The 14,675-nt window shown below is 67.1% G+C and carries 11 protein-coding genes, 1 pseudogene and 1 other annotated feature; of the genes and pseudogenes, 5 read left to right on the top strand and 7 right to left on the bottom strand.

The features are described from left to right. From J7346_RS13690 to J7346_RS13675, 4 genes and pseudogenes are all read right to left on the bottom strand, one after another. Positions 1 to 1,846, bottom strand: a pseudogene (locus J7346_RS13690) (hypothetical protein); the annotation flags it as partial. A gap of 168 nt (positions 1,847 to 2,014) precedes the next feature. After that, positions 2,015 to 3,682, bottom strand: coding sequence for an energy-dependent translational throttle protein EttA (gene ettA / locus J7346_RS13685; RefSeq protein ID WP_209120525.1), 1,668 nt, complete (start codon positions 3,680 to 3,682; stop codon positions 2,015 to 2,017). 91 nt (positions 3,683 to 3,773) lie between these two features. Further along, positions 3,774 to 5,216, bottom strand: coding sequence for a UdgX family uracil-DNA binding protein (locus J7346_RS13680; protein WP_209120524.1), 1,443 nt, complete (start codon positions 5,214 to 5,216; stop codon positions 3,774 to 3,776). Further along, on the bottom strand, positions 5,216 to 6,457 hold the full coding sequence (locus J7346_RS13675; protein WP_209120523.1) for a putative DNA modification/repair radical SAM protein: 1,242 nt from the start codon (positions 6,455 to 6,457) through the stop codon (positions 5,216 to 5,218). The genes J7346_RS13680 and J7346_RS13675 overlap by 1 nt, the downstream gene beginning before the upstream one ends. A 121-nt stretch (positions 6,458 to 6,578) precedes the next feature. Beyond that, positions 6,579 to 6,642 (top strand) — a sequence feature (sul1 is cis-regulatory element that is thought to sense ions involved in sulfur or methionine metabolism; They are found in Alphaproteobacteria). Positions 6,643 to 6,705: 63 nt separating this feature from the next. Here J7346_RS13675 and J7346_RS13670 point away from each other — a divergent pair. Beyond that, positions 6,706 to 8,187 carry a SulP family inorganic anion transporter gene (locus tag J7346_RS13670; protein ID WP_209120522.1) on the top strand — a complete coding sequence of 494 codons (1,482 nt, stop codon included), beginning with the start codon at positions 6,706 to 6,708 and terminating at the stop codon, positions 8,185 to 8,187. A gap of 4 nt (positions 8,188 to 8,191) precedes the next feature. Here J7346_RS13670 and J7346_RS13665 read toward each other — a convergent pair whose 3' ends face one another. Continuing rightward, the gene (locus J7346_RS13665; protein ID WP_209120521.1) at positions 8,192 to 8,791 is read right to left on the bottom strand and encodes a TIGR02466 family protein; all 600 of its coding nucleotides are present in this window, start codon (positions 8,789 to 8,791) and stop codon (positions 8,192 to 8,194) included. 40 nt (positions 8,792 to 8,831) lie between these two features. Then, positions 8,832 to 9,587, bottom strand: a complete 756-nt coding sequence (locus J7346_RS13660) for a methyltransferase (RefSeq protein WP_348521514.1) — start codon at positions 9,585 to 9,587, stop codon at positions 8,832 to 8,834. 104 nt (positions 9,588 to 9,691) lie between these two features. Here J7346_RS13660 and J7346_RS13655 point away from each other — a divergent pair, with 104 nt between their 5' ends. Continuing rightward, positions 9,692 to 10,708, top strand: coding sequence for a polyprenyl synthetase family protein (locus tag J7346_RS13655; protein WP_245157886.1), 1,017 nt, complete (start codon positions 9,692 to 9,694; stop codon positions 10,706 to 10,708). Here J7346_RS13655 and J7346_RS13650 read toward each other — a convergent pair. Next, on the bottom strand, positions 10,705 to 11,910 hold the full coding sequence (locus J7346_RS13650) for a pyridoxal phosphate-dependent aminotransferase (protein WP_209120520.1): 1,206 nt from the start codon (positions 11,908 to 11,910) through the stop codon (positions 10,705 to 10,707). The two genes, J7346_RS13655 and J7346_RS13650, sit on opposite strands and share 4 nt — an antisense overlap. Before the next feature lie 109 nt (positions 11,911 to 12,019). Between J7346_RS13650 and J7346_RS13645 the strand changes: the two genes are divergently transcribed. The 3 genes from J7346_RS13645 (at position 12,020) to J7346_RS13635 (ending at position 14,658) form a co-directional block, all read left to right on the top strand. Beyond that, complete coding sequence (locus J7346_RS13645) at positions 12,020 to 12,733, top strand: VTT domain-containing protein (protein ID WP_245157885.1); 714 nt, start codon at positions 12,020 to 12,022, stop codon at positions 12,731 to 12,733. 65 nt (positions 12,734 to 12,798) lie between these two features. After that, positions 12,799 to 13,425, top strand: a complete 627-nt coding sequence (locus tag J7346_RS13640) for a glutathione S-transferase C-terminal domain-containing protein (RefSeq protein ID WP_209120519.1) — start codon at positions 12,799 to 12,801, stop codon at positions 13,423 to 13,425. 198 nt (positions 13,426 to 13,623) lie between these two features. After that, entirely contained in the window at positions 13,624 to 14,658 is a 1,035-nt protein-coding gene (locus J7346_RS13635) for a rod shape-determining protein (RefSeq protein WP_209120518.1), read from the top strand. The last annotated feature ends 17 nt before the right edge of the window (positions 14,659 to 14,675 follow it).

Raw genomic sequence — 14,675 nt, 5'->3', positions numbered from 1 at the left:
GATTGGCCAGGCCGTTGCCGACGCCGAAGGCCGTGGTCCCGACCAGCACCAGGTTCTCGACGTTGGCATAGAGATAGACGCCCGCGTTCTCGACCCGCACATCGGCATAGACGGTGTCGGTGCCGCCATTGCTGGCTTCAAACGTCAGGTCGTCGCCAGTGTCGACCCAGTAGAGATCATCGCCGGCGCCCCCGTCCATCAGGTCGTAATCGGCCAGGCTGGAGTCCCCGCGCAGGATGTCCTTGCCCTCACCGCCGACCAGGATGTCGGTGTGGAAGGTATTGCCGCCTTCGAGATAGTCGTCGCCGTCCTCGCCATACAGGGCATCGGCGTCGTCGCCGCCGGACAGGAAGTCGTTTCCGGCTCCGCCAACCAGATAGTCGATGCCGGTCCCGCCATAGATTTCGTCATCACCGGCTTCGCCGAACAGATTGTCATTGCCGGCATGGCCCGTGATCTGGTCGTTGCCCCCTCCGCCCAGCAGAAGATTCCTGCCATCGTTTCCGTTGATGGTGTTGTCCAGAGCATTGCCGACGCCAAAGCTGTTTGCGGTGCCCGTAAGGATCAGCGTCTCGATGTTGTCGTACAGGTAGAAGCTGGAGGAAGCGTAGACGGTGTCCATGCCTTCATCCGCGTTCTCGAACACCAGATCCTGCTGGACATCGACATAGTAGATGTCGTTGCCCGTGCCGCCGTACATCCGGTCATTTCCACGCCCGCCCTCGAGGACGTCATCCCCGGTGCCGCCATCCAGCAGGTCGGTGTAACCGGTACCGCTCAGATGGTCGTTCCCGCCACCGCCGTATATCTGAATGTTCGACGAGCCGACCTCGGTCCCGGGGCGCGCGACAAACACGTCGGCATGATCTGTGAGGTATACGCCCCGGAGATATTCAATGCCGTCCAGGACGCCGTTCATGGCCTCGGCCAGCGGCGCCAGATCGCCCGAGGAAAGGTCGATGTTCACACCGGACGTCGCTCGAACGAGGCTGACATAAACGCCATCGTTCCCGGCGCCACCGTAGGTGCGATCATTCAGCCCCGCGTAGATGGTATCGTTGCCAAGGCCTGCGTCGACATAGTCGGCGTCTCCGTCGTCGGCGAGTGCGCCGAGTGATCCGGTGACATCGTCGGTGAAGCACCACCCCGAGGTCGCGATCTGGTCGTCGAGCCCGGTGCCTGTGATCGTGTCCGCGCCGCGGCCGGCCGCCACATAGCTGACACCGGTCAGATGATCAGCCTGGTCGGTCGCCCGAAGGTAGTAGCCCTCAAAGTTGGTCAGGCTGCCCCCGATAAGGGTCGAAAGCTGCGACTGCCAGTTGGTCTGGTGCGTGTAGGTGATGCCGTTGTTAAGGCCGAGGAGGCTGACGACCACCACGTCGGTCTCGCTGCCGCCGTCGGCGATGTCGCCAAGCCCGACAAAAACAAGGTCCGCCCCTTCGCCCCCATAAAGGCGATCAACCGCATAATCCTCGGCATAAGGGTCGAAGGTAAATCCCAGCGGTCCGAAATTCTGGCCAAAAAAGAGCACGGGGCCAGGCGTCCGGGCGCTACTGGTGTCTCCGCCGTGGTGAAAAAGGTAGTCGGTGTCGCCAAGACCATAGAGCGTGTCGGCCCCGATCCCGCCGAGCAGGATCTGGCGCCCCGCATCGCCATTGATTTCATCATTGCCGGCGTCGCCAAAGACCCAGTCGACCCCCATGGGGTAGGGTGAGGGCCCCGAGAACAGCCGGTCGTTGCCGCCCAGGCCGCGGATCACATCCGAGCCGTCCCCGCCATTGATCGTGTCCGCGCCGTCTGTGCCGACGAGTGTGTCGTCCCCGCCCGTTCCGGTGATGATCGCCATATAATCCCCCTCCTGCGCCATCAGGACATCCGGATGGGACAGCCAGAGGCGACATGCCGGGGCATCCTTCACGCCCCCCGGACCCACGTTATGGCACCTTCACGAATGCGCCAACCCCTAAAGCCCTGAGAGGAATGTAGTTTTTGTGTCGAGGGAGATCCGTTTCCCCTACCGCCCGAATTTCTGGAACTTGATCCGGTGGGGGATCAGGGCGTCGGTGCCGAGGCGGCGCTTCTTGTCTTCCTCGTACGCTTCAAAGTTGCCCTCGAACCATTCGACGTGGCTGTCGCCCTCGAAGGCCAGGATATGGGTGGCCAGACGGTCGAGGAACCAGCGGTCGTGGGAGATGACCACGGCGCAGCCGGCGAATTCCTCCAGGGCCTCCTCGAGGTTCTGCAGGGTCTCGATGTCCAGGTCGTTGGTCGGTTCGTCGAGCAGGATCAGATTGCCGCCGGTGGCCAGGGTGCGCGCCAGGTGCACCCGGTTGCGCTCACCGCCCGACAGCTGGCCGACCTTTTTCTGCTGGTCGCCGCCCTTGAAGTTGAAGCTGCCGACATAGGCGCGGGTGTTGATCTCGCGCTTGCCGACCATCATCACGTCGGTGCCGCCCGAGATGGCCTGCCAGATGGTCTCGTCGGGCTTCAGGTCGTCGCGCGACTGGTCGACATAGGCCAGCTTGACCGTCTCGCCCACGCGGATCTTGCCGGCGTCGGGCTGGTCCTGGCCGGTGATCAGTTTGAACAGGGTCGACTTGCCGGCGCCGTTCGGGCCGATCACGCCGACGATGCCGTTCGGCGGAAGCTTGAAGGTCAGATCCTTGAACAGCAGCTTGTCGCCATAGGACTTTTCCAGTCCCTCGACCTCCAGCACCACATTGCCGAGACGCGGCCCGGGCGGGATCTGGATGTGGGCGTGGGTCTGGGCGCCGCGCGCGGCTTCCTGTTCGTCGACCATGCGCTCATAGGCGGCCAGACGGGCCTTGGACTTGGCCTGGCGGGCCTTGGCGCCCGAGCGCACCCATTCCAGTTCGCGGGTAAGCGCCCGCTGACGGGCCTCTGACTCGGACTGTTCCTGAACCACGCGCTTCTGCTTGGCTTCCAGCCAGCTGGAATAGTTGCCCTCGTGCGGGTGGCCCTTGCCGCGGTCCAGCTCCAGGGTCCACTTGGTCACCTGATCCAGGAAATAGCGGTCGTGGGTGACCAGGATCACGCAGCCCGGGAAGTTCTCCAGGTGGTGCTGCAACCATGCCACCGACTCGGCGTCCAGGTGGTTGGTCGGTTCGTCCATCAGCAGCATGTCGGGCTTGCTGAGCAGCAGGCGGGCCAGCGCCACACGACGCTTTTCGCCACCCGACAGATTGGTCACGTCCCAGTCGTCCGGCGGACAGCGCAGGGCGTCCATGGCCATTTCTATGCGGCTGTCGATGTCCCAGACGTCGGCGGCGTCGATCTTCTCCTGGAGGGAGGTCATCTCCTCCATCAGTTCGTCGGTGTAGTTTTCACCCAGCTCGCCCGCCACCGCATTGAAGCGGTTCACCCACTGCTTCTCCTCGCACCAGGCCTCGACGTTCTCGCGAACGTTCAGATTGGGGTCCAGCTGGGGCTCCTGCTCCAGATAGCCACGCTTGATGCCGTCGGCGGCCTTGGCCTCGCCCTGAAACTCCTTGTCCAGCCCGGCCATGATCTTCAGCAGGGTCGACTTGCCCGAGCCGTTGACCCCGACCACGCCGATCTTGGCGTCGTTGTAGAACGACAGCCAGATGTTCTCGAAAATCTTCTTGCCGCCGGGGAAGGTCTTGGTCAGACCCTGCATCTGAAAGATGTACTGCTGCGCCATGGAGTGCGGTGCGCCCTTGATATCGTGTGGGGGGGAGGTTGGGGCGGGATGTAGCGACTGCGGGGGCGAAGGGCAACGCCCGCCCGGGGGATCAGACGGTCGCGAGCAATGCCTTTGCCGCCTTCAGGTCGGCGATGAAGCGGGCGCGCTCGGCCTCGCGCGTTGCCGCGTCCGGCAGGCGCAGGAGGTAGGACGGGTGCACGGTCGGCAGGACGGCCGTTCCATCGTCCAGCCGGACGGGGCGGCCCCGCTCCTTCGTCACCGCGATCTTGCGGCCCAGCACGCCCAGCGCGGCCGTCGCGCCCAACGTCACGATCAGTCGGGGTTTCACGAGGGCCCGTTCGGCCTCCAGCCACCAGCGGCAGGCCTGGACCTCCCCGGCGTCGGGAGTCCTGTGCAGGCGCCGCTTGCCGCGCGGCTCGTGTTTGAAATGCTTGACCGCATTGGTGATCCAGGCGGCGTTCCGGTCGAGGTCCGCCTCGGCCAGCGCGGCATCCAGCACCTGACCAGCGGGGCCGACGAAGGGCTCGCCGGCCAGATCTTCCTGATCTCCCGGCTGCTCGCCCACGATCATCAGCGGGGACTGCGTCGGCCCCCGGCCACAGACGGCCTGGGTGGCGTCGCGCCACAGGGGGCAACGCCGGCAGCCCTGGACCGCAGCCTCCAGCGCGGGGAGAGAGGTCGGCACTACCTCATCGCTCGCAGCGCGCTCGACCACCGGCGCGGTGGCGCGCGACAGGCGGGCGTTGGCGGGTGTGGCGGGCGCACGGACCATGGCCTCTTCCCGAACCGCCGCCCGCGCCACCAGTTCCGGAATCAGCGACGCCTCGGGCAGGTTGGCCCAGTAGCGACGCGGCATCTCGCTCTGCATCATCTTCGTCTTCAGCCGGGCCGGATTGAAGGTCGAGGCGTAATAGGTCTTCCAGAACTCCTCGACATCGTCGCCCTCCGGGGCCTGATCCTTCGTCGCGGGCGGGCCGAAGGTCAGATGTTCGCCGTTCCAGTCGGCCGTGCCGTCGGGCGTCAGGATCGTCCAGTGCATGGTCGTGAACCGCCGCTGGAAGAAGGGGGCCGTCCGTTCCAGCACCCGGTGCGAGGGCTCGAACCAGGCGATCCAGCGCTCGTCGCCGGCGTCCTCGATCCGGCGAAAGCGGACGAAGGCCTTCATCTTGTGGCTGGCGCGGCTGACGTTCTTCGCCCGCTCCAAGGCGTCAGCGACATCGCGGTCCGAGACGATGTTCAGCAGGTGCCGGTCCTGCTGCAGCCGCCACAGCAGCCGGTACAGCAGGTCGAACCGGTCCACCGAGCGGTGCAGCACGACCGCAGCCGCCAGATCCATAAAGGCACGCGGCACCGTCAGGGCGAAACCCGCCGGGGCAGGCGAGGGGGGCGCGGCCTCCTCGAACAGGCCGGCAGTCGTCATTCCCGTGCGGAAGGCCGCATGGGCCGGCTGGACGCCCTCGGCCAGCAGACCGCGCGCGGCCTCGCGCCAGCCGTCCAGATCGGTCTCGGACTCCAGCCGCACGGTGCGCATCAGAACAGTCTCAGCTGTTCGGGCTCACGCGCCTTTATCACACGCGCCTTGAGGTCGGCGGCATCCGTCAGGCCACCGGGGGTCCAGTCGAGCGTGGTGATGAAGGGCCGGATCTTGTCGAGGCTGCGCGTCAGCCGCTGGATGTCCTCCAGCCGCAGCGTCCGGTAGCGCCGGACCTTCAGGATGCGATCGACCGAGCGCACGCCTAGGCCGGGCACGCGCAACAGGGTTTCGCGCTCGGCGACGTTCACATCGACGGGAAAACTGGCCCGGTTGGCCAGGGCCCAGCCCAGCTTGGGGTCGACCGCTAAATCCAGCATGCCGTCGGGCGTGGCCGAGGCGATCTCGGGCGCGGAAAAGCCATAGAACCGCATCAGCCAGTCGGCCTGGTACAGCCGGTGCTCGCGGATCAGCGGCGGCTTCGACAGCGGCAGCTGCGCCGACGAGTCCGGGATGGGGCTGAAGGCGGAATAATAGACCCGGCGCAGGCCATAGCCGCCATAAAGCGAGGCGGACCGCTCGAGGATTTCCCCGTCCGGCGCGCCGTCGGCCCCGACGATCAGCTGGGTTGACTGGCCACCGGGGGCAAAGCGGGGCGGGCGCTTGCGATCCTTCTTCGCCGGGCGGGCGGCCTCGACCCGCTGGCGGACCTGACCCATGGCCTTCTTGATCACCCCGGCGTCCTTCTGCGGGGCCAGCCGGGCCAGCGCCTCGTCGCGCGGCAGTTCGATATTGGCCGACAGCCGGTCGGCATACAGCCCCGCCTGCGCCACCAGATCGGGGTCGGCCTCGGGGATCAGCTTCAGATGGATATAGCCGCGAAAGTCGTGCTCCTCGCGCAGCATCCGCGCGACCCGCACCAGTTCCTCCATCGTATAGTCGCCCGACTGGACGATGCCCGACGACAGGAACAGCCCCTCGATATAGTTCCGCTTGTAGAAGTTCAGGGTCAGGTCGACGACTTCCTGCACCGAGAACCGCGCCCGCGGCACGTTCGACGACACCCGGTTGATGCAATAGGCGCAGTCATAGATGCAGAAGTTCGTCAGCAGGATCTTCAGCAGGCTGACGCACCGCCCGTCCGGCGTATAGGCGTGGCAGATGCCCATCCCCTCGGTCGAGCCGATCCCCTTGCCCCCGACCGAGTTCCGCTTGCCCGCCCCCGACGACGCGCACGAGGCATCGTACTTCGCCGCATCGGCGAGGATTTCCAGCTTCTTGCGCAGGTCGAGACGGGCCATATGTTCATGATATGTGCCGTATCCGCAGCGAGGTCCAGCGTGGCCGTAAAGGGCGGAATGTCGCGGGCTGGCGGCCCGCCGCCCTTGCCTGTTGCGGTGCAGCATGCGACAGGGCGGGCAACCTGGACCCGCGCCCTTGAGGGGCCTGCGGGTGGCTATTCCGGCCGCCGATCCGCCGGAGCAATGAAACCGGCCCCTGTCTGAACCCCGCGTATGGGCGCGGCCGGTCGTCTGTTGTGTGACCTTTCATGTCCGTCTTCCAATCGGCCCGCGCCCAGTGGCTGGCCCATCCGCGCAAGGATCTGCTGGCTGGCACGGTCGTGGCCCTGGCCCTGATCCCCGAGGCCATCGCCTTTTCCATCATCGCCGGGGTCGATCCGGCGGTCGGTCTGTACGCCAGTGTGGTGATCGCCATCACCATCGCCTTCGCCGGCGGGCGTCCGGCCATGATCAGCGCGGCGACCGGGGCCATGGCCCTGCTGATGGTGACCCTGGTCCGCGACCACGGGCTGGAATATCTGTTCGCCGCCTCGATCCTGACCGGGATCTTCCAGATCGGCATCGGCCTGTTGCGGCTGGGCCGCTACATCAAGTTCGTGTCGCGCTCGGTCATGACGGGCTTCGTCAATTCGCTGGCAATCCTGATCTTCATGGCCCAGCTGCCCGAGCTGATCGGCATGGGCTGGCAGACCTGGGCCCTGGTCGCCGCAGGCCTCGCGATCATCTACGGCCTGCCGCGCCTGACGAAGGCCGTGCCGTCGGCGCTGGTGGCCATCATCGTCATCAGTGGCTTTGTCATCTGGAGCGGGCTGGATGTCCGAACCGTGGGCGACATGGGCGAGATGCCGACAACCCTGCCGATGTTCCACATCCCCACGGTGCCCCTGACATGGGAGACCCTGGCCATCATCGCCCCGGTCGCCGGGACGCTGGCATTCGTCGGGCTGCTGGAAAGCCTGCTGACTGCCAATCTGCTTGACGACATCACCGACACCCCGTCCGACAAGGATCGCGAGACCCGGGGTCAGGGTATCGCCAATGTCGCGGCGGGCTTCTTCGGCGGCATGGCGGGCTGCGCCATGATCGGCCAGTCGATCATCAATGTGACCTCGGGCGCGCGCGGGCGCCTTTCGACCCTGTGGGCCGGGGTGCTGCTGCTGGTGCTCATCCTGTTGCTCCAGGACTGGGTGGCCCGCATTCCCATGGCCGCCCTGGTGGCGGTCATGATCATGGTGTCGATCGGCACCTTCGACTGGGGCTCGATCCTCAGGCTCAGGTCCATGCCGTTCCAGTCGTCGACCGTGATGCTGGCCACGACGCTCACCGTGGTCCTGACCCATGACCTGTCAAAGGGGGTGGTGCTGGGCGTGGTGCTGTCGGCCATCTTCTTCATGCGCAAGGTCGGCAAGACCGTGGTGGTCGAAGAGGTCGACTCGCCCGAGGGCGAGCTGAAATACCGGGTCAGCGGCAATCTGTTCTTCGCCTCGGCCGATGTCTTTGCCGCCAGCTTCGAGCACCACGGCCATCCGACGCGCGTCGAGATCGACATGTCGGATGCCCATCTGTGGGACATCACCGGCGTGGTCGCCGTCGACAAGGTTGTGTTCCGCTATCGCCGCCAGGGCGCCGTGGTCGAGGTCAGCGGCATGAATCAGGCCGCCCAGACCCTGGTCACCAAACTGGGGCGCCACGAGAAGGAGCATCTGCCCGACGGGGCGGTGGCCCACTGAAGCCTCAGGCGTAGTTGAAGCTGATCGAGATGCGCTCGGCCCTTGCACCGTTCGGCGGCACTTCGTGGCGCAGCCAGCTCTCCCACATCAGCACCGTGCCGGGGCGGGGCTTGAGATAGACGAAGGGCTGTTCGGCCTCGGGCGCATCGGGGACCACGCCGGGACGGGCCATCATCATGGGCAGGCGCGGGTCCTCCAGCTTGAGCGCGGAGGCGCCCTCGGGCACCTCGATATAGACCGTGCCGGACAGCACGGCATGCGGGTGGATATGGCCGGTGTGGCCGCCCCCGGGCTTCAGGACATTTACCCACAGATTGTCGAGCTTCGGCTTGCGGGCCAGCTGGAAGTTCAGAGCCCCGGCATAGGCCTTCGCATGGCGATCCAGTTCCCGCTTCAGCGCCTCGAACTCGGGCATGCGTTTCGGCAGGTCGTTCAGCGAACCATACGAGGTATAGCCCGGATAGCGGTGCTCGCGGCACCAGGCCCGGCCCGCACCGTCCTCGACCGCCAGCAGGCGACAGGCGTCGGCCAGCTCGGGGACCAGTCCGGCTTCGCTCAGTTCGGACTGATAGATCTGGGTGACGAACAGGGGGCGCAGGGTCATGGCCCCGGGATAGCCCGTCCGGGCCGGGTCGAGAAGTCGTTCAGAAGGGCAGGGCCGCCTCGCCGCGCAAAATGGCCTCGGCCTCGGGGGTGTGGGGCGCCCCGTCGCGGTCATGCAGGACCAGCGGCGGCAGCAGGCGCAGCGGGCCCTTGCCGGTCTTGATCGCCTGCACCAGCACCCTTTTGGCGGGCTGGTCGGCAAAGGGATGGATCGGTCGGACGGCGAACGACCCCGCCTTGGGCGCCAGCAGGGCCAGAATGTCCCCCAGCCGCTCGGCTCGGTGGATCATGACGATGCGCCCGCCCTCGCGCACGGCCTTGAGCAGAAAGCCGGTCCAGGCGGCCAGACCGTCATCGGCCATCCAGGCGGCGCGACGCTCCGGCGCGGGCGGGCGCATGCGGCCCGGGTCGTCGAAGAAGGGCGGATTGCTGATCGCCCAGTCAAAGGGCTGCAGGTCCAGCGCCCGGAAACCCGTGGCGACATCGCCGAGCCGGACGTCGGCCCGGTCGTCCAGACCATTGGCCTCGATGTTTCGCCGCGCCAGGGTGGCGATCTCCGGCTCACGCTCCAGCCCGAACAGGGCGGCCTCCGGGCAGCGCGCGGCAATCTGGGTCAGCACCGCACCGGGGCCGCAGCCGGCCTCGATCACCCGCTCGCCGGGCCCGGCCGCGACCGCCGCCGCCAGCAGGGCCGCATCCATGCCGGCGCGATAGCCACGCACCGGCTGATGCAGGCGCACACGCCCGCCCAGCAGGGCGTCTTCGCGGATTTCGGGAGAGGAGGCTGCGACCGTCACGCGTCTTGACCCTTCATGGCCCGGTCACCATTGTGCGCCCGCACCCGCTCCGGCAATACGGGCGCTGAATTTTCTCTCCCCGATTGCCCATCACGAGTACCGCCTTGGACGCTGTTGCTGATCCTGTTCGCCGCCCCGCCGGAGACGTCTCGCCCATCGTGCGGCTCAGCCAGCCCGACATGGACCGCGTCAACCAGCTGATCCGCGACCGGATGGCGTCGGACGTGCCCCTGATCCCGGCGCTGGCCGATCACCTGATCGCGGCGGGCGGGAAGCGGCTGCGCCCCATGCTGACCATCGCGGCGGCGCGGGCCTCGGGCGGAGACAGGGGCATCGAGAACCCGCTCAAGCTGGCCGCCGCCGTCGAGTTCATCCATACCGCCACCCTGCTGCACGACGATGTGGTCGACACCTCGGACCTGCGCCGGGGCAAGGTCGCCGCGCACCTGATCTGGGGCGCGCCTTCCAGTGTGCTGGTCGGGGACTTTCTGTTCGCCCGCGCCTTCGAGCTGATGGTCGAGACGGACTCCATGCGCGCGCTGGGCACCCTGGCCCGGGCCTCGAGCGTGATCTCGGAGGGCGAGGTCCTGCAGCTGACCCGCGCCCATGACATCAACCTCGACACCGATGTCTATCTCCAGATCATCACCGCCAAGACCGCCGAGCTGTTCGCCGCTGCCGCCGAGGCGGGTGCGGTGGGCGCCGGTGCTGATGACGCCGCCGTCACCGCCCTGCGCGACTATGGCATGGCACTGGGTATCGCCTTCCAGCTTGCCGACGACGCCCTCGACTATGGCGGCACGGCCGCGGCGCTCGGCAAGAACGCCGGCGACGACTTCCGCGAAGGCAAGGTCACCCTGCCGCTGATCCTGGCCATGGAACGCTCGCGCGGCGCCGAGGCCGGATTCTGGACCGAACTGTTCGACAAGTCCGCCCGCGACGACGACGACTTTGCCCGCGCCCGCGAGCGGGTGGTCGGCACCGGCGCCCTTTCGGCCACGCTCGACGTCGCCGGCGACTATGCCGATCAGGCCAAGGCCGCCCTGACGGTCCTGCCCGCCAGCGACTGGCGTGACGCCCTCGACCTGCTGGCCGACTACGCCGTCAGCCGGGTCTACTAGCGCAGGCTGGCGCAGAAGCGCTGGATGCGTTCGCAGGCGTCTTCCAGCACGGTGTCGCTGGTCGCATAGCTGATGCGGAAATAGGGGCTGAGGCCAAAGGCCGAGCCCTGCACGACGGCCACGCCCTCGGCGTCCAGCAGGGCGCTGGCGAAGGTGTCGTCGCTGTCGATCACCGTCCCGTCCGGAGTCGCCTTGCCGATCAGACCGTCGATCGAGGGATAGACGTAGAAGGCCCCCTCGGGTGTGGCGCAGCGGATGCCGTGGGCCTGGTTCAGCATGGACACCACCAGATCGCGGCGCGCCTCGAACGCCTTCCCGCGCTCGGCGATGAAGTCCTGGGGTCCGTTCAGCGCCTCGACCGCCGCCCACTGGCTGATCGACGACGGGTTCGAGGTTGTCTGCCCGGCCACCTTGCGCATCAGGTCGATCAGGGCTTTCGGCCCGCCCGCATAGCCGATGCGCCAGCCGGTCATGGCATAGGCCTTGGACACGCCGTTGACCGTCAGGGTGCGGTCATAGAGGTCGGGCGCCACCTGGGCGATCGTCACATAGTCGAAGTCGCCGTAGATCAGGTGCTCGTACATGTCGTCGGTCAGCACCCACACCTGCGGGTGGCGACGCAGCACTTCGGCCAGCGCCTCCAGCTCGGCGGCGGTATAGGCCGCGCCCGTCGGGTTCGACGGGCTGTTGAGGATCAGCCACTTCGTGCGGGGCGTGATCGCCGCCTCCAGCACCTCGGGCCGCAGCTTGAATCCGTCGGCTTCCTCGCCCACCACCCGCACGGGCTCGCCGCCCGCCAGCAGGACCATGTCGGGATAGCTGACCCAGTAGGGCGCCGGCACGATCACCTCATCGCCCGGCGACAGGGTGGCGACCAGGGCGTTGTAGATCACCGCCTTGCCGCCGCCCGCCACATGGATCTGGTTGGTCGCATAGGTCAGGCCGTTCTCGCGCGCGAACTTGGCGACAATGGCGGCCTTCAGCTCAGGCATGCCGTCGGCGTCGGTGTACTTGGTCTCGCCCCGGCGGATGGCCTCAATGGCCGCTTCCTTGACGTTGTCCGGGGTGTCGAAGTCCGGTTCTCCGGCGCCCAGCCCGATCACATCGCGTCCCGCCGCCTTCAGCGCCCGCGCCTGGGCGGTGACGGCCAGCGTCGCCGACGGCTTCACGCGGGCAAGGGCCTTGGACTGCAGCTCGGACATGGACAGGGACTCGCAGACGGGGAGGGGAGAGGCCCCTTCTTAAGCAGTCGGGGAAAGCGGAGCAATGTGAGGCTCGCCTGTCGCCGGAGCCGGTGGTAACCGAAGACGAATGATCCGTCGCATCCTCGACTTTGTGCTGAACATGGAGGCGGCCCGCTGGCGGGCGGCGTTGGCCACGGCTGTGCTGCTGGGCGCGGTGGTCGGCCTGTTGCTGCTCGGCAAGGCGGCGCTGGGGCTGGAGGCCGAGCATCGGCTCGAGGCCTGGCTGCAGGGCTATGCCGGCGGGCCGTGGGCGTTTCTGGCGACCGTGGCGCTGTTCGTCGGCGCGGCCTTCATCGGGGCGCCGCAGTTCCTGCTGATCGCGGCCTGTGTGGTGGCCTTCGGGCCGTCGCTGGGGTTCTGGTACAGCTGGGCCGCGACGGTGGTGTCGGCGGGCGTCACCTACTGGATGGGGCGCGGACCGACCGCCCGGCTGCTGGATCGCTGGGGCGGCAAGACCGTCACCCGGCTGAAGGGGTTCGTCGGGCGCAACGCCTTCTACGCCAGCTTCATGATCCGCAATGTGCCCTCGGCGCCCTTCATCGTCGTCAACATGGCCTTCGGCGCGGCCCGCGCGGGCTTCGTTCCCTTTCTGCTGGGCTGTGCGCTGGGGGTTCTGCCCAAGACGGCGCTGGTGGCCTTCTTCGGCGGAGCGGTCGCGGCGGCGGCCAGCGGCGACGGCACCTGGACCAGTCTGATCCTCGCGGGCGTGGCCGTGGTCTGGCTGGCCCTGATGCTGGGCGTGCGCGAATGGGTGAAGCGCCGGGAGGCTAAACGCAACTGAACCGGTTGCAATATGGACCCGTCCCTCTATCTGACCGTTGGTCTTGCATAGACAAAGGAGACATCATGACCCTGACGGCCTTCATTTCCGCCGGCGCCTGCGCCATGGCCACCCATTCCGCGCTCGAGGAAGCCGGCCTCGACTACGAGATGCAGCTGATCGATCTGAAGAAGGGCGAGCAGAAGACGCCCGAATATCTGGCCATCAATCCGGCGGGCGTGACGCCGGCGCTGAAGACCGATCAGGGTGTGATCACCCAGAATGCTGCCATCCTCGGCTGGGTCGCCGCCACCCATCCGGACAAGAAGCTGGCCCCCGTCGGCGACGCCTTCGCCATGGCCCGCTTTGATGCCTTCAACGGCTGGCTGGCCTCCAGTCTGCACCCGGCGATCGGCAAGGTGCTGTTCAGCCGCCCGCCGCTGGAAGGGCAGGCCAAGGACGACGCCACTGAACAGGCGCTGGCCAAATACGACCTGGCCGAACAGCGTCTGGTCGAGGGGCCGTACGTCTTCGGGGACGACTGGACGCTGGCTGACAACTATCTGGCCGTCTTCACCCGCTGGGCGCGTCAGGCGAAGCTGCTGGACGCCGACCGCTTCCCGAAGCTGAACGCCCATCTGGACCGCGTGCAACAGCGTCCGGCCATGCAGCGCATGCTGAAGGCCGAGGGGCTGGAGCCCGTCGCCGCCTGACGACGGTCTCGTGATGCGCCGGGCCGATTCAGGGCTTGTAATCCCTGTCCCATAAGGGCAAACGGGCCACGGTCGGCTCGGCGATATCGATCAGGACGGCCCGTGCGTGGGGATGCGTGTCGGGGCGGGGCTTCGTCGCAGCGGACATAATCGCTGACCGCCCCAAAAAGGCCCAACCCGGAACGGTATCCCACCCCTATGCATCTCTTCGGCATGATCTCGAACGACATCGCCATTGACCTCGGCACGGCCAACACCCTGATCTATATGAAGGGCAAGGGCATCGTGCTGAACGAGCCGTCAGTGGTGGCCCTCAGAAACGTCGGTGGACGGAAGATCGTCCACGCCGTGGGCATCGAGGCCAAACAGATGCTCGGCCGGACCCCCGGTCACATGGAAGCCATCCGTCCGATGCGCGACGGGGTCATCGCCGACTTCGAAGTCGCCGAGGAAATGATCAAGCATTTCATCCGCAAGGTTCACAACCGCAAGGGCTTCGTGAACCCCAAGGTGATCGTGTGCGTGCCGTCGGGCGCCACCGCGGTCGAGCGCCGCGCCATCAATGATTCGTGCCTTAACGCCTCGGCCCGTCGCGTCGGCCTGATCGACGAGCCCATGGCCGCTGCCATCGGCGCGGGCCTGCCCATCCACGAGCCGACCGGTTCGATGGTCGTCGACATCGGCGGCGGCACCACCGAGGTGGCCGTGCTGTCGCTGTCGGGCATCGTCTATTCGCGCTCGGTCCGCGTCGGCGGCGACAAGATGGATGAGGCGATCATCAGCTATATGCGCCGCAACCATAATCTGCTGATCGGCGAGACGACCGCCGAGCGCATCAAGAAGGACATCGGCACCGCCCGCATCCCGGCCGACGGCGAAGGCCTGTCGATCGAGGTCAAGGGCCGCGACCTGATGCAGGGCGTGCCGCGCGAGGTGCGCATGAGCGAGCGTCAGGCCGCCGAGGCCCTGACCGAACCGGTCAGCCAGATCATCGACGCGGTCAAGGTCGCCCTCGAAGCCACCCCGCCCGAACTGGCCGCCGACATCGCCGACAAGGGCATCATGCTGACCGGCGGCGGTGCGCTGCTGCGCGGCCTGGACGCCGAGATCCGCGATCACACCGGCCTGCCGGTGTCGGTTGCCGATGATCCGCTCTCCTGCGTGGCCATCGGCTGCGGCCGCGTGCTCGAGCATCCGCGCTGGATGAAGGGCGTGCTGGAAAGCTCGCTGTAGAGCGTCCGGTACGGTTG

The organism is Brevundimonas sp. A19_0 (assembly GCF_017744255.1).
Taxonomy (GTDB): domain Bacteria; phylum Pseudomonadota; class Alphaproteobacteria; order Caulobacterales; family Caulobacteraceae; genus Brevundimonas.
The sequence above is the reverse complement of the archived record's forward strand: the minus strand, read 5'-3'. Positions and strand labels throughout refer to the sequence as shown.

Coding starts and splice junctions, on each gene's coding strand:
- ettA (WP_209120525.1), bottom strand. CDS start 3,682: ATGGCGCAGCAGTACATCTTTCAGATGCAGGGTCTGACCAAGACCTTC.
- J7346_RS13680 (WP_209120524.1), bottom strand. CDS start 5,216: ATGCGCACCGTGCGGCTGGAGTCCGAGACCGATCTGGACGGCTGGCGC.
- J7346_RS13675 (WP_209120523.1), bottom strand. CDS start 6,457: ATGGCCCGTCTCGACCTGCGCAAGAAGCTGGAAATCCTCGCCGATGCG.
- J7346_RS13670 (WP_209120522.1), top strand. CDS start 6,706: ATGTCCGTCTTCCAATCGGCCCGCGCCCAGTGGCTGGCCCATCCGCGC.
- J7346_RS13665 (WP_209120521.1), bottom strand. CDS start 8,791: ATGACCCTGCGCCCCCTGTTCGTCACCCAGATCTATCAGTCCGAACTG.
- J7346_RS13650 (WP_209120520.1), bottom strand. CDS start 11,910: ATGTCCGAGCTGCAGTCCAAGGCCCTTGCCCGCGTGAAGCCGTCGGCG.
- J7346_RS13645 (WP_245157885.1), top strand. CDS start 12,020: ATGATCCGTCGCATCCTCGACTTTGTGCTGAACATGGAGGCGGCCCGC.
- J7346_RS13640 (WP_209120519.1), top strand. CDS start 12,799: ATGACCCTGACGGCCTTCATTTCCGCCGGCGCCTGCGCCATGGCCACC.
- J7346_RS13635 (WP_209120518.1), top strand. CDS start 13,624: ATGCATCTCTTCGGCATGATCTCGAACGACATCGCCATTGACCTCGGC.